The organism is Janthinobacterium sp. 67 (assembly GCF_002797895.1).
GTDB lineage: Bacteria > Pseudomonadota > Gammaproteobacteria > Burkholderiales > Burkholderiaceae_D > Janthinobacterium.
Genome location: NZ_PGES01000001.1, coordinates 4,719,212 through 4,738,541, shown reverse-complemented (window position 1 = coordinate 4,738,541; position 19,330 = coordinate 4,719,212). Strand labels below are relative to the sequence as shown.

General features: G+C 65.3%; 20 protein-coding genes. 3 read left to right on the top strand and 17 right to left on the bottom strand.

The annotated features are described in order from the left end of the window. Window positions 1-2: 2 nt before the first annotated feature. From CLU90_RS21280 to CLU90_RS21265, 4 genes are all read right to left on the bottom strand, one after another. Window positions 3-749, bottom strand: a complete 747-nt coding sequence (locus tag CLU90_RS21280) for a hypothetical protein (protein ID WP_092718537.1) — start codon at window positions 747-749, stop codon at window positions 3-5. Beyond that, entirely contained in the window at window positions 742-2,112 is a 1,371-nt protein-coding gene (locus CLU90_RS21275; protein WP_092718533.1) for a hypothetical protein, read from the bottom strand. Before CLU90_RS21275 ends, CLU90_RS21280 begins: the two co-directional genes overlap by 8 nt. Before the next feature lie 269 nt (window positions 2,113-2,381). Continuing rightward, window positions 2,382-3,143, bottom strand: coding sequence for a DUF3108 domain-containing protein (locus tag CLU90_RS21270; protein ID WP_100428864.1), 762 nt, complete (start codon window positions 3,141-3,143; stop codon window positions 2,382-2,384). After that, window positions 3,144-4,262, bottom strand: coding sequence for a DUF3108 domain-containing protein (locus tag CLU90_RS21265; protein ID WP_232731286.1), 1,119 nt, complete (start codon window positions 4,260-4,262; stop codon window positions 3,144-3,146). A gap of 149 nt (window positions 4,263-4,411) precedes the next feature. Here CLU90_RS21265 and CLU90_RS21260 point away from each other — a divergent pair, with 149 nt between their 5' ends. Next, window positions 4,412-5,119, top strand: a complete 708-nt coding sequence (locus CLU90_RS21260; protein WP_092718527.1) for a PhaM family polyhydroxyalkanoate granule multifunctional regulatory protein — start codon at window positions 4,412-4,414, stop codon at window positions 5,117-5,119. Between the two features lie 21 nt (window positions 5,120-5,140). Here the strand turns inward: CLU90_RS21260 and CLU90_RS21255 are convergent, their stop codons facing one another. From CLU90_RS21255 to pdxR, 11 genes are all read right to left on the bottom strand, one after another. Next, window positions 5,141-5,437, bottom strand: a complete 297-nt coding sequence (locus CLU90_RS21255; RefSeq protein WP_232731285.1) for a hypothetical protein — start codon at window positions 5,435-5,437, stop codon at window positions 5,141-5,143. Continuing rightward, complete coding sequence (locus tag CLU90_RS21250) at window positions 5,421-7,151, bottom strand: response regulator (protein ID WP_092718524.1); 1,731 nt, start codon at window positions 7,149-7,151, stop codon at window positions 5,421-5,423. The genes CLU90_RS21255 and CLU90_RS21250 overlap by 17 nt, the downstream gene beginning before the upstream one ends. A gap of 11 nt (window positions 7,152-7,162) precedes the next feature. Then, the gene (locus CLU90_RS21245) at window positions 7,163-7,882 is read right to left on the bottom strand and encodes a sensor histidine kinase (RefSeq protein ID WP_092718521.1); all 720 of its coding nucleotides are present in this window, start codon (window positions 7,880-7,882) and stop codon (window positions 7,163-7,165) included. Window positions 7,883-8,039: 157 nt separating this feature from the next. Further along, on the bottom strand, window positions 8,040-9,824 hold the full coding sequence (locus tag CLU90_RS21240) for a family 2A encapsulin nanocompartment cargo protein cysteine desulfurase (protein WP_100428863.1): 1,785 nt from the start codon (window positions 9,822-9,824) through the stop codon (window positions 8,040-8,042). After that, entirely contained in the window at window positions 9,799-10,728 is a 930-nt protein-coding gene (locus tag CLU90_RS21235; RefSeq protein ID WP_092718515.1) for a family 2A encapsulin nanocompartment shell protein, read from the bottom strand. The genes CLU90_RS21240 and CLU90_RS21235 overlap by 26 nt, the downstream gene beginning before the upstream one ends. A gap of 103 nt (window positions 10,729-10,831) precedes the next feature. After that, on the bottom strand, window positions 10,832-11,056 hold the full coding sequence (locus CLU90_RS21230) for a helix-turn-helix domain-containing protein (RefSeq protein WP_092718511.1): 225 nt from the start codon (window positions 11,054-11,056) through the stop codon (window positions 10,832-10,834). Between the two features lie 7 nt (window positions 11,057-11,063). Then, on the bottom strand, window positions 11,064-12,056 hold the full coding sequence (gene epsC, locus CLU90_RS21225) for a serine O-acetyltransferase EpsC (RefSeq protein WP_100428862.1): 993 nt from the start codon (window positions 12,054-12,056) through the stop codon (window positions 11,064-11,066). 18 nt (window positions 12,057-12,074) lie between these two features. After that, complete coding sequence (locus tag CLU90_RS21220; protein WP_100428861.1) at window positions 12,075-12,572, bottom strand: rhodanese-like domain-containing protein; 498 nt, start codon at window positions 12,570-12,572, stop codon at window positions 12,075-12,077. Between the two features lie 219 nt (window positions 12,573-12,791). Next, window positions 12,792-14,423: an FAD-dependent 5-carboxymethylaminomethyl-2-thiouridine(34) oxidoreductase MnmC gene (gene mnmC, locus CLU90_RS21215; protein ID WP_100429529.1), complete on the bottom strand. Its 1,632-nt coding sequence runs from the start codon at window positions 14,421-14,423 to the stop codon at window positions 12,792-12,794. Then, window positions 14,423-14,986: a DNA-3-methyladenine glycosylase I gene (locus CLU90_RS21210; RefSeq protein ID WP_100428860.1), complete on the bottom strand. Its 564-nt coding sequence runs from the start codon at window positions 14,984-14,986 to the stop codon at window positions 14,423-14,425. The genes mnmC and CLU90_RS21210 overlap by 1 nt, the downstream gene beginning before the upstream one ends. Before the next feature lie 38 nt (window positions 14,987-15,024). Then, window positions 15,025-16,506 carry a MocR-like pyridoxine biosynthesis transcription factor PdxR gene (pdxR, locus tag CLU90_RS21205; RefSeq protein ID WP_100428859.1) on the bottom strand — a complete coding sequence of 494 codons (1,482 nt, stop codon included), beginning with the start codon at window positions 16,504-16,506 and terminating at the stop codon, window positions 15,025-15,027. Between the two features lie 108 nt (window positions 16,507-16,614). On the opposite strand from pdxR, the gene CLU90_RS21200 reads away from it, so the two are divergent. After that, window positions 16,615-17,076, top strand: coding sequence for an OsmC family protein (locus CLU90_RS21200; RefSeq protein WP_092718495.1), 462 nt, complete (start codon window positions 16,615-16,617; stop codon window positions 17,074-17,076). Then, window positions 17,077-17,724 (top strand): FMN-binding negative transcriptional regulator, encoded by a 648-nt coding sequence (locus CLU90_RS21195; protein ID WP_100428858.1) that lies wholly within the window; start codon window positions 17,077-17,079, stop codon window positions 17,722-17,724. On the opposite strand, the gene CLU90_RS21190 is transcribed toward CLU90_RS21195, so the two are convergent. Both CLU90_RS21190 and CLU90_RS21185 read right to left on the bottom strand, forming a co-directional pair. Further along, a complete protein-coding gene (locus tag CLU90_RS21190; protein ID WP_100428857.1) occupies window positions 17,708-18,661 on the bottom strand; it encodes an AEC family transporter in 954 nt (317 codons plus the stop codon). The genes CLU90_RS21195 and CLU90_RS21190 overlap by 17 nt on opposite strands. A gap of 94 nt (window positions 18,662-18,755) precedes the next feature. Continuing rightward, the gene (locus CLU90_RS21185) at window positions 18,756-19,193 is read right to left on the bottom strand and encodes a CHRD domain-containing protein (protein ID WP_100428856.1); all 438 of its coding nucleotides are present in this window, start codon (window positions 19,191-19,193) and stop codon (window positions 18,756-18,758) included. Window positions 19,194-19,330: the final 137 nt, after the last annotated feature.

Here is a 19,330-nt window from a genome sequence, read left to right as displayed (position 1 = left end):
TTTCAGTGAGGAAGGTCGGACGCGGGCTCGTCGCCAGCGTCAGGCAGGTCGCCGATATCGGCGGACAAGTCGTCTGCCAGGTCGGCGTCAAGCAGTGGATCATCGCTGACGGCCACCAGGCGCGCCGGCGCCCGCTTGAACACGTCGGCCAGGGCGCCGTTGATGATGCGTTCCTTGAGCACGTCGGTATCCATCATCAGGTCCAGCAGCGGGCCTTCCAGGATGAAATCGCCGCGCCGCTCGATGAAGCCCAGCTTGGCCAGGGTGCCCAGGTTCATGTCCATGCGCGTCTTCTTGCCCAGCTTGTCGCCGAAGTCCGACAGCAGCGCCTTGTAGGAAATGCCGATCGACGCGTCTTCCGCGCGCGGCAGCGGCTTTTCCGTGCCGAACATGTCGTTCTGGTCGTCGTCCGCGTGCTGGTGCGTTTCCTGGCGTTCGCGCTTGGGCAGGATGATCTGCGCCCACAGCACCACCAGCAAGGCCACGCCATCGCGCGCCAGGCCGAAATTATTGTTTTGCCACACGTCGCGCGCGCCGAAAATCTTCGGCTCGATGGTGCGCGTCAGGGCCAAAGTCACGTGGTCGGCATACACGTTGTCGAGCAGCTTCAAGCCGCAGGCCAGCAATCGCGCATCGATCTCGGCGCGGAACAGCTCGTCGGACAGCACGCGCTTGACGAGCTTGTCGTCGCGGCGCAGGGTTTGATGCGTGAGCAGGCGCGCAATCAGGATTTGGGAATCGTCATTCATCAAAGGTGGCGCCATCTAAATCAAGTGAAACATTCAGTGAAAGCGAGGCGATCGACATGGCCGCCACGTGGGGGTCGGTTAGTTGGACCATCTCGTCGGTCGGTGTAAAGGTAATCGGCAAGCGGGCCAGTTCGGCCGTCGAGCCTTGCAAGCTCGCTTCGGAGACGTCGCCCAAGAGCGGCAGCATCGAGGCGCGGTACGACGCCACGGCAAAGCTGGCCGGCAGCAAGGAATCCTGCACGGGCACGGACTTCGGCCCTTCCTCGACTATGCTGGGGAAATTGCCCAGGCTGGCGAAGTTCGACAGGCGGTCCAACAGGTCATCGAGTTCAAGCTGCATGGCGGGTCCGTCGCTGATGGTGGTGGGCGCATCCTCTCCGCTGGGCAGGCCCGTATTGGTCACGCCTGCCGCCCGTTCGGACAGCAGTTCCGTTTCGGCCACGTCGATCATTTCGGCCGGCGTGGAGAACAGCGGCACGACGGGCTGGTCGATGGCGCCTTCGGCCAGGCTGGCCAGGTCTTCATGCAGCAAGAGCCAGCGCTTGATGTCCGTAGTCGACAGGCCCGACTGGCCCAGGTGCACGCGCTGGCGCTCGATCTGGTTCAGGGCGCGCGAAAACATGCCTTGCATGTTGAGCAATTTACTTTGCGCGCGGCCGATCGCCTGCGCCGCCTTGTGCGTGGCGCTGTCCGCGTTTTCATCGGAAGTAATCGCCACGAGAATCTCGGACCCCTTTTCCACCCAGTCGCAGGCCATGTTCCACTTCGCCTGCGCCGTGCGCAGCCGGAATTCGGAACCGGAGGCAATCGCGTCGGAAAATTCCTCCGTCAAGTCCACCAGGCGGCCCAGCAAGTGCTGCAATTGCTCGACCGATACGCCGCCGACGGCTTGCGCGCCCGCTACCTGCGACAACAGAAAACCCATTTCCGCTTCGTCTTCCGTCTGGCCCAGGCCCAGCAAGCTGTCGATGGCCGACAGCACGTTGCGCGCCATGGGCGTGACGCGGTACACGCCCTGCTGCGCATCCCAGGCCAGCAACTGGTTCGAGCGCAGGCGCAGCAAGACCGTTTCCAGGCTTTCCGGCAACAAGTAGGCGAGTTTCGTGTTGATATCGGCGCGCGTATAGGCGGACGTGGCCGCATCGGACGCGAGTTCGCGCAACACGAGCAGACGCACCAGCACGCCGTCGAAACCGCCGTGGAACAGGGCCGTAAACACTTGCAGCAGAGGCTGCGCCCGCTTCAAGTGAAAAACTTGCTCTATTTCATCGGCCGAAATATTGGGCTGAAAATGCGCCTGCAAGGAATCGTGATGCTCTTGCTCTGTCTGATTTGCATCCGTAGCCACGGCTGCACTTGCCATTATATCAATCATTCTTTTCCGGATGAGTGTTCAGCGGGCGGCGCAGCGGGCTAACGCAGCGCTGCGGGGCGGGGGCGTCAGTATATCAGTTCTGACATGCAATTTAGCGCGTGGGAGGGGGAGGTGCGGACACGGCGCAACGCTGGCGCCTGCTTATCAAGACTCCTGATGGCGAAAACGGGCGGACAAGGGTCAGTTCCTTTGGAATCGGGATGCGCCCATTGGGCACCTCCCCCCGGCGGGTCTGACCCCACAACAACAGCAAGCACTTACTTCTGCACGACCTTTTGCAAGGTTTGCTCCACGTAATCACCGTCTTCATCGGCGAACGTCACCTTCACCGGATACCATTCCAGCGACGGCGCCAGCCACAGGTCCACTTGCTGGCCCTTCTTGTCCGGCGGCGGCGCCTTGACCAGGTGCACGGCTTCGACCAGACCCTGGCCGGTGGCGACGGTTTCCTGCTTGACGACCTTGAAGGTCCACGGCTCGGCGTCGTGGCGGCCGGCAACGAAGAAGCTCCATTCCGAGCCGGGCGTGAATTTCTCGGGCGTGGCGCGCGCTATGCTGACCAGTTGCCAGACGGTGCTGTTACGGTCCTGCTCGCCGCCTTTCAGCGGATAGCTGTCGTCGCCTTCGCTGAAGACGATGGTCTTGCTGTCGCGCTTGAAGGTGGTCGTGGCCGCTTCCTTGCGGAAGCGCTTTTCCACGAACTGCGCTGGCGCCAGGCCGTAGTCGTCGACCGTGCCTTCGCTGCGCTGCTCGAGGATCTTGCCGAACAGGGCAGCCTTGGTTTCGGCCAGCAGCGAATACTTGCCGTCGCCCACGCGCCAGTTGCTGACCGATTCGCCGGACAGCGCAATGCCGCGCTGTTTCGCCTTGATCGAATAGACGAGATCGGCCGACGGCGCCAGTTTGTACGGCCGCTTGATCACGGGATGGCCCACGGGCGCGTCCGCCATGGCGGGAGCGAAGGTGGCCGCCAGCATGCCGGCGGCCAGCAAATGTTTCAAAGTAGTCAGAGTCATCATTTATTTTCCTGTAGCGTCATTGACGCGAATTTGGGTCACGGTTTGCGTGGTCAGCGCCCCGTTCGCTTCTGTATTGCGTATTTGTACCGGATACCATTGCATGGACGGCGCCAGCCAGATATCGAGCTGCGACGAATACGTGCCGGGCTTCGGCGGCCGGCGCAAATGCCAGGTCACCAGGCGGCCCATTTTGGTCTCCAGTTCTTCCTCGCCCACCAGCTGGAAACGGAACACGGTCGCTTCCTTTTCCTCGCCGACGAGGATGTCGATATTGCCCGCCAGCTGGTTGACGTCGGCGCGGCCGATGGCGGCCAGCTGGAACGGCACCGTCGCCTTGTCCTGCGCCCCCTCCTGCCATGGCACCGTGGCCGTCGTGGCCGAAAACGTGATGGCCTTGGCGTCGCGGTTGAAATGCGTGGCCGTTTGCGCGCGGCCCTTGCGCTTTTCCGTCGCCGTGACGGGCACGATGCCGCTGCCATCGATCACACCTTCGCTGGTCAGCACCAGCAGGTTGATGCGCGTGATCAGCATGCTCAAGCCCACTTCCAGTTTCAGCTGGTAGGTGTCGCCGCGGTTGTCCCACGCCATGGAAGCCACGCCCTGCCACTTGGTGCCGTCGGCGTCGCGCCGGTCCACGTGCAGGTCGAACTGGGCCGAGGCAGGCGCATTCGTCTTGTAGCGCCGTGCCTGCTCGACGGGCGGCGGCGGCGGGCTGGGCGGCGCCGCCGCCTCCGTCACGGCCGGGGCGGGCGCCGTGATGGCTGGCGCGCTGGCCGCCGGGGCCGCCGGCGTTACCGGCCCTTCCGGCGCGTCGCTGGCGGGCGCCGTGAACTGGGCCGTGTCGCTCGACGGCAGGTCCGTCGGCGGCGGCGGTGGCGGCAAGCGGGGTTCGGGCAGGGGCCGCAGCTTCGGTGGTGGCGGCGGCGGCGCCACCAGCACGGGTTTGGGCGGCTCGGCGATCAGCGCCATGCTGACCACCTGCGCATGATCCTGCCGCAGCGGCACCATGCTGGCGCGCGAGGTGAGCCATTCCAATGCCACGTAATGCAGTGCGCCAATGACCGCGACAAAAATGACGGTGCGGCGGCGCGGTGGCGAAAAGAAGGAGTCAGGCATCATAGGCCGTAGTGTACCGCCTTCCCCCCACTTCCTGCTTCTTGCCCGTACTCAACTCTTGCTGTTTTATGTAAGAAAATGTTGGCGGCTTTGCGTCAGTTGCAAGCTGATATCTGCTACGCTAGGCACATCCACCTACCAGGAGATTTCGCATGGCAAACCCGCAAATGCCCCAAATGCCGGGCGCAGCAGTTGTGACCGACACCCTCGACTTCGTCAAGAACCTGTGGGGCAGCATGAGCGTGCCCGGCATGGGCGTGCCCGGCATCACGGCGCCCACCATGTCGGTGGAAGAGCTGGACAAGAAAATCAATGACTTGAAAGCCGTCGAAGCGTGGCTGAACCTCAATACCAGCATGCTGCGCGGCAGTATCCAGGCGCTGGAAGTGCAGCGCGGCACCATCGCCACCCTGAAATCGATGGGCGCCTCGCTGGCGGCAGCCATCACCCAGCCCGGCGCCAGCGAGAAATCCGTGTTTGAATCCGTGCCCTACGCTTCCGCGTTTTTCCAGCAAGCGGCACCCGCAGCTGCGGCGCCAGCGCCTGCACCGAAACCGGCGCCTGCGCCCGCGCCGGAACCGGCCGCGGCGACGCCAAGCGATGCCGGCAGCCAGGCCGCAGCCCAGCTGGCCAATCCAAGTGCCTGGTGGAATTTGTTACAAGATCAGTTCAAGCAAGCCGTGTCGACGGCCATGTCGCCCGATGCGGCGGCCGCCAGTTTCGGCGGTGGCGCCAGCGCCAAGCCGGCTGCCGGCAAATCCGCCAAGCCGGCGGAGGCAGGCACGGCAGCCAAGGCCCCGCTGCGCAAGGCGCCCGCGAAACGCGCGGCCCCCAAGGCCAAAGCGCCAGGCAAGGCCTAGCACTGCAAGTCAACGATATGATCAGGCGATACGATGAATGCGGATCGCCTCGATCATGTTGTCGGCCTGGCGTTTTACGTCACCGATCGTGATCAGGCCTTCGTCGGCCAGCGCCTTGGCGTGCTCGTACGAAGACTGGAATGTTTCCAGCGTGTCTCCCTTGGCGGCCACCGGGCGTACCCAGGCAACGGCGCCGACTTTCATCTTTTTGTATACTTCATTGACCACATCACGCATAGTTTCTTCCTTATTGTTGTAGAGCAACTCAAGCGCAGGCGAACCCACGCTGGCCCCTAGTTTATCATCCGGCACGCTCACGCACGGCTTTTCCCCCTTTTTCCGCTGCCGGCGGCGTTTTTTCCGGCGTCTCGACGGCCTCTTCCGGCCCGGGCGGCGGCGTCAGTTGCACCAGCTGCTCCATCAATTGCGCGAAGCGCTGCTGCCCCGGTGCAATTTTGTCCACATACAACAACACTTCCATGGCCTCGGCCGCCAATTCCGCCTGGTAGCCCCGCTGTTCCAGGAAGGACACGATGATTTGCGCGGAGTTGAACAGGATGCGCAGGTTGTTCGGCAGCTTTTCGCGCGCCGTGCGCATCCAGGCCACCGCTTCGTTGAGCTTGTCCGTCTTCCACAGCAGCACGCCTTTGTTCATCAGGTCCGACGCTTCCTTGCGCGAAGCGATGATCAGGCTGGTGCCCTCGTCGCCCATCTTCGCCTTGTCGAATATCTTTTGCACTTCGTCCTGCACCACCTGGTTGTCGTGGTTGTTCTTGACCACGTAGCACAGCAGGCCGGCCGGCGCATCCTTGACGCCGACTGCGAACAGCAGGGTCGCCAGTTCCATGCAAATGCTTTTCTCGGGCCGCGCCGGGTCGTCAAGCAGCATGGCTTCGAGTTCGTCGCCGCACTTGCGCGCACGCCGGTAGTCGCCCGTTTCGTGGTGCACCATGCCTTCCGTGATCTTCGCGCGCAGCCCGATCTGCTCGGGCGAGAATTCGCGCTGCGCCAGCAGCAGCCATTGCAGCGCCTCCTTGGCATCCTTTTTGAGGCCGCACACGCGCGCCAGGCCCAGGTAAGCGTCCGGCGTCTTCATGACGGAAAACTCGCCGATGGAAATACACTTGCGAAACGCTTTTTCCGCCATGCTGACATTGCCGACCTTCAGGGCCGCCAATCCCAGGTTGCGCTGGCGCGGCACGGAATTGGGCGACAGGCGCGCCGCCTTTTCCAGCACGCCGCACGCTTCCTCGTGCTGGCCCATCAGCTGGTAGGCGACGGCCATCTGGTCGTAGGCGTCGATGTAGTACTTGTTTTCGACGATCACGCCCTGGAAGATCTGCCGCGCCGCCTCGTGTTCGCCGTTATTCATGCGGATCTTGCCCAGGCCCGCCCTCGCCCAGCTGTAATCGCGGTCGGCCAGCACTTTTTCGTACACGGCGCGGGCCTTTTCCGGCTCGCCGCTTTTCAGCAGCAAAGTGGCTTTCATGCGCAGCAGTTCCAGCTCGTGCAGCTTGTTGAGCTCGATCTGCGCGTCGCACAATTTGGCCGCACGCAAGTAGTCTTTTTCCATGCAGGCCTGGTCGATTTCGCGGAACACCTGCTTCTTGTGCCACACGCGGTTCAGGCGCGTCAGCAGCACGCCTTCCGTGATCGGCTTGATCAGGTAGGCGTCGGGCTGGTGCTCGGCCGCGCCCATCACGGATTCCACGCTTTTCTCGGCCGACACCATCAGCCATACGCTGGACGGCGCCGTCAGGTTGCGCACGCGCGTCTCTTCCAGCACTTGCTGGCCATTCTTGCCTTCGCCCAGGTTGTAATCGCACAGCACCACGTCGTAGCGCGTCTTGGCCAGCAGCTTCATGGCTTCGCCGCCGCTGGCCGCCTGGTCGATATGGCGCGCGCCCAGGTTGCGCAGCGATTCGCGCAGCAGGATGCGGATGCCGATGAAATCGTCGACCAGCAGATAATGCTTGTCGGCCCAGTCGGTGCTGCCCGCTTCGGCGGCGGTGGCGTGGCTGTCTGTCGTCATGGCATCCTCGTTCAGGGCAGGCGCAGGATGAAACAGCCGCCGCCCAGGGCGCCGCCGTTTTCCAGGGCGATGCTGCCGCTGCTGCCCCGGTGCTTGTGCATCTTTGCCACTTCGCTGGAAAAATACAGGCCCAGTCCCGTGCTGTTGGTGGAAAAGTTCACGCCCGCCGCCATGCCGTCCATGGCCGCGCTGCCCGCGTCGAGCAAGGCCTGCGTGTAGCCGTCGCCATTGTCTTCCACGCGCAGCTCGAGCATGCCGCCGTGCTCGCGCACGGACAGGCGTATCGTGTCCTTCGTGTAGCGGATGGCGTTGTTGATCGCATGCGCAAGCACGCCGATGACCAGGTCTTCATCGAGGGTCCAGATCAGTTCCGGCGCACAAGCCGTCTCGAGCCGGATGCCTTTCGAGGCCAGCAGGATCTTTTCCTGGTCCACCACCTGGTCGATCACCTGGCTGACCAGCTGCGGCTGCACGTCAAAGGGGTAGCCGGGCTTGCCCACTTCCTTGTACAGGGCCAGCAGCTGGATCAGGTTATCGTTGAGGCGCTTGGTCTGGTACAGCATCTGCGCCATCTGCAGATAGGCGGGATCGGCCTGAGGAGCTGTTTTCGCCTGCTCGGCCGCCAGCAGCGACTCCAAAGTACCGCTGACCACGCTGATCGAGTTTTTCATGTCGTGCACGGTCGACGCCAGGAACAGGAAAAGCTCGGGCGAGCTGTGTTGATCTTCCACGCGATATCTCCTTGGGGCCGCAGCTTGAGTATTGCCAAGGATAAATTATACCGCCAGCCTGCGGACGCCAGCCAGCCGCGCGCAAAGTCCGTGACATGATGCAACAATGCCGCCCCCGCTGGCGCAGGGGCGGCATCAGGCTGACAAACTGGCACGGTCAGCGGCGCGCGCCCGCCAGGCGCTTGACCACGACGATCATGCGGTCGATTTCCTCGTACGTGTTGTAGAAGGCGAACGAGGGACGCACGGTCGCTTCCACGCCGAAACGGCGCAGGATCGGCTGGGCGCAATGGTGGCCCGAGCGCACAGCGATGCCCTCGTCGTTCAGGGCGCGCCCCACTTCCGCCGGCTCGTAACCGGCCAGCACGAACGACGCCACGCTCGCCTTTTCAACCGCCGTGCCGATCAGGCGCACGCCGGGAATCGCCTGCAGCTGGTGCGTCGCATATTCGAGCAGCGCGTGCTCGTAGGCGGCGATGTTTTCCAGGCCGATGCGCTGCACGTAATCGATGGCCGCACCGAGCCCCACGGCATCGGCGATATTGCCCGTGCCCGCCTCGAAACGGTTCGGCACGCCCTGGTAGACGGTGCGCTCGAACGTGACGTCGGCGATCATGTTGCCGCCGCCCTGCCATGGCGGCAGTTGCTCGAGCAAGTCGGCCTTGCCATACACGGCGCCGATGCCCGTCGGGCCAAATACCTTGTGGCCCGAGAAGACATAGAAATCGGCACCGAGCGCCTGCACGTCCACGCGCAGATGCGACACGGCTTGCGCGCCGTCGACCAGCACGCGCACGCCGGCCGCATGCGCCAGCGCGATGATCTGCGCCACGGGCGTCACGGTACCCAATGCATTCGACACCTGCGTCACGGACACCAGTTTCGTGCGCCCGTTGAGCAGCTTGCGGAATTCATCGAGGATGATCTGCCCGCTGTCGTCGACGGGAATCACGCGCAAGGTCGCGCCCTTCTCCGCCGCCAGCTGCTGCCACGGCACGATATTGGCGTGGTGCTCGAGCTGCGAGACGATGATCTCGTCGCCGCTGCCGATGTACTTGCGCCCGAACGTGTTGGCGATCAGGTTGATGCCTTCCGTGGCGCCACGCACGAAAATGATTTCATTGGCCGAGGCGGCGCCGAGGAAATTGGCCACCTTGGCGCGCGCCGCTTCATAGGCATCGCTGGCGCGCGCCGCCAATGCGTGCGCCGCGCGGTGGATGTTCGAATTCTCGTGCGCATAGAAATACGACACGCGGTCGATCACCGATTGCGGCTTGTGCGTGGTGGCCGCATTGTCGAACCAGGCCAGCGGCTTGCCGTTGACCCGTTCGGCCAGCACGGGAAAGTCGCGCCGCACGGCGTGCACGTCGAATGGCGCCGGCGTTTGCCCTTGCTGCCGCGCTGGCAGCTCGGTCTGGAAATAGAACGCGGGCTGGCTGTTGGCCGGCGATACGGGCAGCTGGCGCGCGGGCGAACGCTGCGGCGTGGCAAACAGCCCTCGCAGATCATCGGGCGCCGCCTGCCCCAGCCCCTGCTGCGCCAGGCCATCGAGCTTGCCGTCCGACGCCGGATAGCCATGCGCGCCGCCGACAAAATAATAAGGTGACGGCACACCAATGCTTGATGCACGCGGCGTCGGCACGGAAGCCGGCGCCGGCGCAATCGGTGCCTCCGGCGGCGCCGTCACGGGCGGCACTTGCGCCGTCGCCACGCCGGGAGCGATGGCGGCGAAGGAAGGGCCGGGCTGCGGCGGCGGGCGGTTCGCATAGCGGGGCGCCGCATCGAGCACGCTGCCGGAACCGCCGAGGCTGGGCGATTTATCTAACCCGGGCAGACGCGCAAAAAACTCGCCCGCCAGGCGGTTCAAGGTCGCTTCGTCGGGCAAGAACGGGACGGCAGGCAAGCCCGCCGCGCCATCACTTGTAGGTGTCTGGGTAGTCATGGTATTTACCGATCTCCACGTCTTCCAGTACGGCCAGCGCATCGTCGGTCAGCACGGCCAGCGAGCAATACAGCGAAATCAGATAGGACGAAATCGCGTGGCGGTTGATGCCCATGAAGCGCACGGACAGGCCGGGGCTTTGCTCGCCCGCCAGGCCAGGCTGGAACAGGCCGATCACGCCCTGGCGCTGCTCGCCCGCGCGCAGCAGAATGATCTTCGTCTTGCCGTCTTCGATCGGCAGTTTGTCGGACGGCACCAGCGGCACGCCGCGCCACGTGAGGAACTGAGAACCGAACAGGCTGACCGTCGGCGGCGGCACGCCACGGCGCGTGCATTCGCGGCCAAAGGCGGCAATGGCCAGCGGATGGGCGAGGAAAAAGCCCGGCTCCTTCCACACTTTCGTCAGCAGTTCGTCGAGGTCGTCCGGCGTAGGCGCGCCCGTCAGGGTAAAGATGCGCTGGTCATCGTGCACGCTGGCCAGCAGGCCGTAATCGGGATTGTTGATCAACTCGCTTTCCTGGCGCTCCTTGATCGTCTCGATGGTCAGGCGCAGCTGCTCCTTGATCTGGTCGTGCGGGCTGCTGTACAGGTCCGACACGCGCGTGTGCACGTCGAGCACCGTGCTGACGGCGTTGAGAAAATATTCGCGCGGCTGCTCGTCGTAGTCGACGAAGGTTTGCGGCAGTTCCGACTCGTCGCGCTGCGAGCAGGCCACGCGCACGTCCTTCGGATTTTTTACGCGGTTGAGGCGGTAGATACCCGCTTCCACGGGCAGCCATTGCAGCAGGTGCACGAGCCAGCGCGGCGTGATCGTGGATAACTGGGGGACGCTCTTGCTTGCATTGGCCAGCTGGCGCGCGGCGTTATCGCCCAGCGCGAACTGGCTCTCTGTTGCTACTGTCATGACTACTCCTGATGAGAAAAGTGAATATGCTTATCTGAAAAACGAATAAAGTATCGAGCGCCCCTCTCTTTTACTCAACATGCTATCGCCATCAGTGCTGGCGCTAATCCACCAGCTCCGGTTCGCAGCGGGCCATCAATCCGGCCAGGCCGATGCCCAGCGCGACGGCCAGTTTTTCCACCGTCAGCAGCGACGGCGTGGCGGCGCCCCGTTCGATTTCGCCGATGAACGAGCGGTTCAAGTCGGCCGCTTCGGCCAGCCGCTCCTGCGACCAGCCATGCCCTTCGCGCAACTGGCGCACGGCCAGTCCAAACTGTTTGATCAACATGCTGTCCTCATGGGTGGTGGGCAAAAGCGGGCTGTGGCGCCGGCGACTCCGGCAACTCCTGTGCTTCCTGCTGGTTGTGCGCTTGCGTGACATGGCTGCCGGGCGCCACGCTGCGGGTCAGCCAGACATTGCCGCCGATGACGGAACCCTGGCCGATGGTCACGCGCCCGAGAATCGTCGCGCCCGCATAAATGACCACGTCGTCCTGCACGATGGGGTGGCGCGCCAGGCCCTTTTTCAGCACGCCGTCAAAGCCGGCGGGAAAGCGCTTGGCGCCCAGCGTGACGGCCTGGTAAATGCGCACCCTTTCGCCGATGATGGCCGTCTCGCCGATCACCACGCCCGTGCCATGGTCGATGAAAAAACTGCTGCCGATGATGGCGCCCGGGTGGATGTCGATGCCCGTCTGCGAATGGGCCACTTCGGCGATGATGCGCGCCACCAGCGGCGCGCCCAGTGCATACAGGGTGTGCGCCAAGCGGTAATGGATGACGGCCAGGATGCCCGGATAGCACAGCAGCACTTCATCGACGCTGTGCGCGGCCGGGTCGCCATGGAAGGCGGCCGCCACGTCCGTGTCGAGCTGGGCGCGGATGCGCGGCAGCGCGCGGGCGAAGCGCTGCACGATGGCCAGCGCCTGCTGTTCGATGGGCACCGTCTGCTGCAAGCCGTGCTGGCGCGCGTGGTAACTGAGTTCGCGCCGCACCTGTTCGTGCAAGCCCGTCAGGGTCGTGTCGAGCGTGTGGCCGACGAAGAAATCCTCGCTCTCCTGCTGCAGGTCGAGGGGGCCCAGGCGCATGGGGAACAGGGCCGCACACAGGGCTTTGATGATGTCGTGCAAATGCTGGCGCGACGGGAATTCGCGCGCGCCGCACTCCTGGTTGCTGGCCAGTCCTTCGCGCCACTGCTCGCGCACGGCGCGCAATTCATCGACGATCTGGTGCAGCTCCCATTGCGGCTGCGCGGCAAGGGAGGCAGGGGGAATGGCTCGCTGGTTCATGGTGGTCCCGGAAGAGAATTAATCTTGCAGCCAGGGCAGCGCATGCCAGCGCCAGCCACCGCTGTGGCCGCGCTGCTGCTGCTCGTCGAGGTCACCCTCGAAGCCTTGCGCGATATTGAAGACGTGCGTGAAACCGGCCTTGGCCGCCGCTTCGGCAGCCGCGGCCGAGCGCTTGCCGCTGCGGCACAGCAGCACCACGACGGCATCCTTGCCGCCCACCTTCGCTTCCAGTTCGCGCACAAAGCGGGGATTGCGGTTCATGGCCGTGCCGGTGGCCCACGCCACGTGCAGCGAGGCGGGCACGTAGCCGACGAAAGTGCGCTCTTCATTCGTGCGCACGTCGACCAGCACGGCTTTGCCGGCCTGCACCAGCTGCCACGCATCCTGCGCGCTGACGATGCCCGCATACGGCAAGCCCTGTGCCTGCGCCTGGGTGCGCGCGAGATTGAGCACTTCGTCAAAAGCCGCCTCGCCGTGCGCGGCGCGGGGATCGAAAATCAGTTCTGCAGCAGCCATCTTTCCACCTCTTTATTCCATCGTCAAAAACCAGCACGAGTCCACTGTAGCGAACTTATGTTGTTCGGAAAACAAATTAAAAAGAGTTTGGAAAGCTGAAAAACGTATATGGGGTCAAACGTTCACGCGCGTTGGCGCCATCTCTTGATTGTTAACCCAAGAGCAGACGCCGGGGTCGGACCCTGAGGGTCCGACCCCGGAATTTGCCTTTGGGTGTCATCAGGAAACGCGGCGGCGTTCGCGAAGTAGAAAACGCGCAGGATCAAGCGCCTCTGCCAACTGACGTTCCAGCGGCAGCGGCTCCCCCTCCAGCTGGCAAGCCAGCAGTTCGGCCGCCAGCGGCGCCCAGATCAGGCCGCGCGAGGCGTATCCGAGCAAGCCATGCAGGCCGGGCCAGCGCGGCACGTCGCGCAGGCGTTCGCAGCGGCCCGGCGCGCCGGGGTCGGGCAAGGCGCCGGCCAGCGGCAGGCGGTCCGGCGCCACGCAGCGAAAGCCCGTGCGGCCCGCCAGCGGCGCGTCGAACGGGGCCATGCCGAGGATGTCGGCGATCTTCGCGATATTGTCTTCCTGGCTCGATGGGCGCAAGCTGGCGTCCGCGTCCGCATCGTAGCTGGCGCCCACGCACACGACGCCCTCGTGCGCCGGCGTCATGTAGGCTTCGCGGCAGACGACGAAGGGCAAGGAGGGCAAGCTGCCCTCGGCCAGGTGCGTGACCTGGCCACGCACGGCGTCCAGCGGCAAGCCCGCCGCCTGCTCGAACCGCACGGCGCCCGTGCCGGCGGCCAGAATCACCGTGGGCGCGGCCGCGACCAGGGTGCCGTCCGCATCGCGCACCAGCCATTCCTGATCGCCACGCTCCAGGCGCAGGGCGCTGCTGGAAAAGCGCCGCGTGAGCAAACTGCCGCAGGCGTCCAGCATGGCCGCGCAGACGGAGGACGGGCGCGCCCAGCCGCCCTGTTCGAACCACCAGGCGCCATCGGGCGCCGGCGCGCCCAGCATGGCGGCAGCTTCCGGCGCTTCCAGCCAATGGGCAAATTGGCGCGGATACAGGCCACTGGCGGCGATCTGCCGCTGCACGAACGCGTGTTCGGCATCGCGCGCCAGCTGCAACACGCCGCATTGTGCGCCGTCAAAAGCATTGCCGATACCGCCCAGGTCTTGCCAGTAGCGCAGCGCGTACAGGTAGGCGGCGCGCACGAGGCGCGTGGCGATGTTGTCGTCCTTCGACAGCTGCGGCATGAAGATGCCGGCCAGGTTGCCCGACGCCTCGCTGGCCGGCTGCGTGTGGCGTTCAACCAGGGTCACTTTCCAGCCGCGCGCGGCCAGCCGTTCGCAGGCGGCCGCACCGGCCACGCCCGCGCCGATGACGATGGCGCGCCTCTCGGGCGCGGTGACGGCCGTGTGCTCCGCCCGCCGCGCATAAAACACGGCGCGCAGCCGGCTCTCGTCAAAAACAAAGCCGTTCTTTTGCAGTGCCGCGCGCTGCGCTTCGTCCAGGTGCACGGCCTGCAGGCGGGCGCCGTCCATCATCAGACGGGCCAGCACCGGCGTGGCCGCCGGCACCCAGGCCAGGTGGACTGCATCGACGCGCGCCGACAATTGCGCCAGGCAGGCATCGGGCTCGCCGATCAGCACGTCGAGCGTGACGAGACCATCGTGCGAGACCATGCGGTGCAGGCCCGGCACGCAAAGGGGCCACTGCGCGCGCCACTCTTCGGGCAAGTGACGCGCATCGACGGGACGCGGTGCCAGCGCGATGTAATGCAGGCCACGCCCGCCATGCGCCACGCAGGCGGCATGCAGGCGGGCGCCGTCAAAATCCGTGTCGAGCACGACGAGCGCGCGGCGCATCAGCGCCCCGCGCGGCAAAAGCAGGCGGGCGCATGATCGTTGACCATGCCGATGCCCTGCATGTAGGCGTAGATGATGGTCGAACCGACGAACTTGAAGCCCAGCTTGAGCAAGTCTTTCGACAATTTGTCGGACAGGGCCGTCTTGGCGGGAAACTCGCCCGGCTGCCAGCTGTTGACGATGGGCTGGCCATCGACGTAGGCCCACAGGAAGCTGTCGAGGGTCTGCCCTTGCGCGCGCAGGCGCAGATAGGCTTGCGCATTCGTGATGGCGGCCGCCACCTTCAGGCGGTTGCGCACGATGCCCGGGTCCGCCAGCAGCTGCGCCACCTTGTCCGGGCCATACGCGGCGATCTTTTCCGCGTCCCAGTCATCGAACGCGGCGCGGTAGGTGTCGCGTTTGTTGAGGATGGTTTCCCAGCTCAGGCCAGCCTGCGCGCCTTCCAGGTTCAGCATTTCGAACAGCCGGCGCTCGTCGTGGCAGGGCACGCCCCACTCCGTGTCGTGGTAGTCGAGATAGCGGGGATTGGCCGGGTTGGCCCAGGCGCAGCGGGTAATATTCATGGTCGTGTTCTTCGTGTGCAGGCAAGTGCCAGTATAGTTTATCGGCCGCGCAGGATGCGCCCCAGTTCCTGCAAGCCGTGCGCCATCTCGTCCGGGGGGATGGCCGCAAAGCCCAGCAGCAGCCCGGGCGGCGTGGCGCACTCGGGCCCGGCCGCCGGATCGGCATAGTGGCCCAGCGGACGCAGTTCGATACCCCGTGCCAGCCCCGTGCGCGAGACCGTTTCTTCATCGTGGCCGGCGCGAAAATACGCGCACAGTTCCAGGCCGCTGTCGGTCGGACCGCACGCCAGCTGGTCGTCCAGTTCGCGCGCGATGCCGCGCACCAGCAGGTCGCGCCGTTCGGCATTGCTGTCGCGCGTGCGGCGGATATGGCGGCCAAAGTGGCCCTCGGCGATGAAGTCGGCCAGCGCCATCTGCGGCACAATGGCCGTGTGCCGGTCCATCACGGCCTTGGCCTGCATCAGCGCGTCGGCCAGCGCGGGCGGCGCCACCATATAGCCCAAGCGCAGCCCGGGAAACAGCACCTTCGACAGGGTGCCGACGTAGACCACGCAGCCGGCCCGGTCCAGACTTTGCAGGGAAGCGAGCGGCGCACCCGTGTAGCGGTATTCGCTGTCGTAATCGTCTTCCACCAGCCACGCTTTATTGTGCGCGGCCCAGGCCAGCAAGGCCAGCCGGCGGGGCAAGCTCATGCTCACGCCCAGCGGCATCTGGTGCGATGGCGTCACGTACGCCAGCTTCGCCTGCGGACAGTGCGCCACGCCATACGCCACATCCAGCCCCTGCGCATCGACGGGGACGGGAAAGACCCGCGCGCCGGCCGCGCGCAAGGGACCACTGGCGCCCCGGTAGCCGGGCGACTCCATCCAGGCCGCATCGCCCTGCGCCAGCAAAATGGTCGACAGCAAGAACAGCGCCTGCTGCGAACCGGAGGTAATCACAATTTGCTGCGGCGTGCACTGGACTCCGCGCGACGCCTTCAGATACACGCACAGCAGCTCGCGCAGCGGCAGATAGCCGGCCGGGTCGCTGTAGCCGAAATGGTGGTCGGGCCGGCGCCAGCGCCGCGCTTCCAGGCGGTTCCATACGTCGAACGGAAAATGGTCGATGCGCGGCATGCCGACGCGGAAGGCGCGCAGCGGGCCACGGTGCACCGCCACCTGGCGCATGGCCGCCACCACGCCCTGGCCGCGCGCCGACAGGGGGCGCAGCAGGCCGGGCGCCGCGGCAGGGACAGGCGCCGGCAGCGGAACGTCGCGGCTGACGAAGGTGCCGCGCCCCACGGCGCCATCGAGATAACCTTCCGCCGTCAACAACGCATACGCATTGAGCACCGTCTGGCGCGACACGTCCAGCAGGCGGCAAAAATCGCGCGTGGGCGGTAGCTGCATGCCGGGACTTATGCGGCCGTCGAGGATGGCCGCCTTGATGACCGCATACAGCTGGCGAAACAGCGGCTCGCTGGCGTCGCGCTGCAGCGGCAAGGCGGCGATGATCTGGTGCAAATGGGAAGCTGGCATGGTGGAGGGCTCTTGAATTGGTAGCTTCAAGATAGCACTTATTGGATATTTTAAATAGCCAAAACTGGCGCTAAGATGGCGCATCCCCTTTACTCTTGCGGAGCATCCATGCATCAGTTTTTCGCCACCGTGGCCTGGCAGCGCGACGGCCAGGATTTTGCCGGCCAGCGCTACAGCCGTGGCCATGAATGGCAGTTCGACGGCGGCCTGACCGTAGCCGCCTCGTCGTCGCCCCTGTCCGTGCCGCTGCCCATGTCGGTGGAAGCAAACATCGATCCGGAAGAAGCGCTGGTGGCGGCCACGTCGAGCTGCCACATGCTGTTCTTCCTGTCGCTGGCAGCGCAGCGCGGCTACGTCATCGACGGCTACCGCGACGCCGCCGTCGGCGACCTGGGAAAAAATGCGGCAGGCCGCCTGGCCATGACGCGCATCGTGCTGCGTCCGCGCATCGTCTTTGCGGGAACGCCGCCATCGCCCGAGGCGCTGGCGGCCCTGCACCACGACGCGCACGAGCGCTGCTACATCGCCAATTCGCTGACGGCCGACGTGGTCGTGGAAGGAGCCGAATAAATGTACTCGCCTGCCAGCTTTCGCGAAGAACGCCTCGACGTGCTGCGTGGCTTGATGGCCGCGCATCCGCTGGGGGCGCTGGTGCGCCACGGTGCCGATGGCTTGTGCGCCGACCACCTGCCGTTCGAGATCGCCGCGCCCACGTCTGACGCTCCGTTCGGCACCCTGCGCGCCCACGTGGCGCGCGCCAACCCGCTGTGGCGCGCCGCAGGTACCGACTGCATGGTGATCTTCCAGGGCCCGCACGCCTACATCACGCCCGCCTGGTATGCGGAAAAGCAGCGCAGCGGCAAGGAAGTGCCGACCTTTAATTACGCGGTGGTGCACGCCCACGGCCCCCTGCGCGCCATCGACGACGCGGCGTGGCTGCTGGGACTGGTAACGCGGCTGACGGCGCGCCATGAGGCGGGGCTCGCCGCGCCGTGGCAGGTGAGCGATGCCCCGGCCGACTATATCGACAAGATGCTCAAAGCCATCGTCGGCATCGAGATTCCCCTCACGCGCATCACGGGCAAATGGAAGCTGGGACAGAACCGCAGCATGCAGGACCAGGCCACCATGGCGCACGGCCTGGCGCTGGACACGCAGCCGGGAGCGGCGCAGGCGCTCGGCGCGCTGATCGCCGCCAACGTCACGCCAGCCAGCTGACGGCCGCCGAAAACGTCAAAAAAGACAGCGCCGTCGAGACTAAAATAATGCGGGCGATGCGCGCCGTGTTCGCGCCGAAGCGTTCCGACAGCAGCGAGACGTTGCTGGCGCTGGGCAGGCAAGCCACCAGCACCATGCAGGTCAGCGCGAACGGATCGAGCGGCACGCCCAGCGCGATGGCCGCGTGGCCGGTGCCCCACACCAGCAGCGGATGCAGCAGCAGTTTTTTCAGCGCCACGGGCACATATTCTCCCGGCGGCGCCGGGTCGGCCGTACTCATTTGCGAACGGGCCAGCACGGCGCCGATGGTAAACAGGGCAACCGGCGAGGCGGCGTCGGCCAGCAAGCCCACCGTCTGCATCAACGGCTTGGGCAAGGCCAGCTCCAGCCACGACGACAGCGCGCCCAGCACGATCGCCCACGGCATCGGGTTGCCGGCCATGCCTTTCATGGCGTTGACGATGGCGGCGCGGCTGCCGTGCGCGCCGCCGCTGCCGATACGCGACAGCGCGATGCACAGCGAGCTGGTAATCAACATGTCGACGACGATGGTGACGATGACGGGGCCGGAAGAACGGGGCCCGAGCAAGGTCAATAGCAGGGGCACGCCCATGAAGCCCGTGTTCGGGAAGGCCGCCACCAGCGCACCGAAGGCGGCGTTGTTCCAGTCGATGCGGTGGCTCAGGGTCATGGCCGTGGTGACGCCGACCATGATCAGGGCGCACAGCAGATACACGCCGAACACGCTGGCATTAAGCAGCTGCGCGATGGGCGTGGCGGCGCCGAAGCGGTACAGCATGCAGGGAAGCGCGAAGTACAGGACAAAACTGTTCAAGCCGCCGATGGCGGCCAGCGGCAGCAGCGTGCGCCGCACGGCCAGGTAGCCGCACAGCACCAGGGCGAAGAAGGGAAAGGTGATGGCGAGGATGGTCAGCATGAAACGCCATTGTAGCGCGCGTTACCGGCTGGCCGCCTGGCGCAAAAAAAGGCCGCTCGCGCGGCCCAAGGAGGTTTCTGAAAAGCGCCGTCGGCTAGGGCTTGAGCTGGGCGCGGATCTCGCCGGCCGGGTAGGCGGCGCTGTGCACGTTCACGTACAGGTTGCCGGCCTGGTAGCTCGCGTACTGGGGCGGCGTGAGCATGGTGTTCGGCGGCACGGCAAACATGCCTTCGGCCGTTTTCACAAGCGGCACGATGACGGGGCCGTTGGCGCCCGCCGGCGCTTCATGGATATGCGCGACGGTGGCCACCATGCCCGTATAGCGCACGCCGCCGCTGACGCTGCGGTCGCGGTCGACGCGGATGGAGCTGCTGCCGCTGGCCGTGCTGGTGTTGGCCGGCACTTCCTGCGCGCCCGTCAAGGTGACGTCATGGCCGCCCGGGTGATGCGGGCCATGGCTACAGGCGCCCAGCAGGGCGGCCAGCGCCAGCACGGTGGCGGCGCGGCAGGCATGTTGTTGCAGTGTGCTCATCGGAATACTCCTTCAACGGACATCGGGTCACGGATGGCGCCATGCCCTGCACAACCGGGCCTGCGCCGCACTTGCATTGCATAGTGCGACGGTAAGGCCATGCCGTGCAGTCCGTCTTGCTTTGCGCCAAACTCTGC

Bases quoted from the DNA above. Each gene is read 5' to 3' on its own strand.
- CLU90_RS21280 (WP_092718537.1), bottom strand. From the start codon at position 749: ATGAATGACGATTCCCAAATCCTGATTGCGCGCCTGCTCACGCATCAA.
- CLU90_RS21275 (WP_092718533.1), bottom strand. From the start codon at position 2,112: ATGGCAAGTGCAGCCGTGGCTACGGATGCAAATCAGACAGAGCAAGAG.
- CLU90_RS21270 (WP_100428864.1), bottom strand. From the start codon at position 3,143: ATGATGACTCTGACTACTTTGAAACATTTGCTGGCCGCCGGCATGCTG.
- CLU90_RS21265 (WP_232731286.1), bottom strand. From the start codon at position 4,262: ATGATGCCTGACTCCTTCTTTTCGCCACCGCGCCGCCGCACCGTCATT.
- CLU90_RS21260 (WP_092718527.1), top strand. From the start codon at position 4,412: ATGGCAAACCCGCAAATGCCCCAAATGCCGGGCGCAGCAGTTGTGACC.
- CLU90_RS21250 (WP_092718524.1), bottom strand. From the start codon at position 7,151: ATGACGACAGACAGCCACGCCACCGCCGCCGAAGCGGGCAGCACCGAC.
- CLU90_RS21240 (WP_100428863.1), bottom strand. From the start codon at position 9,824: ATGACTACCCAGACACCTACAAGTGATGGCGCGGCGGGCTTGCCTGCC.
- CLU90_RS21235 (WP_092718515.1), bottom strand. From the start codon at position 10,728: ATGACAGTAGCAACAGAGAGCCAGTTCGCGCTGGGCGATAACGCCGCG.
- CLU90_RS21230 (WP_092718511.1), bottom strand. From the start codon at position 11,056: ATGTTGATCAAACAGTTTGGACTGGCCGTGCGCCAGTTGCGCGAAGGG.
- epsC (WP_100428862.1), bottom strand. From the start codon at position 12,056: ATGAACCAGCGAGCCATTCCCCCTGCCTCCCTTGCCGCGCAGCCGCAA.
- CLU90_RS21220 (WP_100428861.1), bottom strand. From the start codon at position 12,572: ATGGCTGCTGCAGAACTGATTTTCGATCCCCGCGCCGCGCACGGCGAG.
- mnmC (WP_100429529.1), bottom strand. From the start codon at position 14,423: ATGCGCCGCGCGCTCGTCGTGCTCGACACGGATTTTGACGGCGCCCGC.
- CLU90_RS21210 (WP_100428860.1), bottom strand. From the start codon at position 14,986: ATGAATATTACCCGCTGCGCCTGGGCCAACCCGGCCAATCCCCGCTAT.
- pdxR (WP_100428859.1), bottom strand. From the start codon at position 16,506: ATGCCAGCTTCCCATTTGCACCAGATCATCGCCGCCTTGCCGCTGCAG.
- CLU90_RS21200 (WP_092718495.1), top strand. From the start codon at position 16,615: ATGCATCAGTTTTTCGCCACCGTGGCCTGGCAGCGCGACGGCCAGGAT.
- CLU90_RS21195 (WP_100428858.1), top strand. From the start codon at position 17,077: ATGTACTCGCCTGCCAGCTTTCGCGAAGAACGCCTCGACGTGCTGCGT.
- CLU90_RS21190 (WP_100428857.1), bottom strand. From the start codon at position 18,661: ATGCTGACCATCCTCGCCATCACCTTTCCCTTCTTCGCCCTGGTGCTG.
- CLU90_RS21185 (WP_100428856.1), bottom strand. From the start codon at position 19,193: ATGAGCACACTGCAACAACATGCCTGCCGCGCCGCCACCGTGCTGGCG.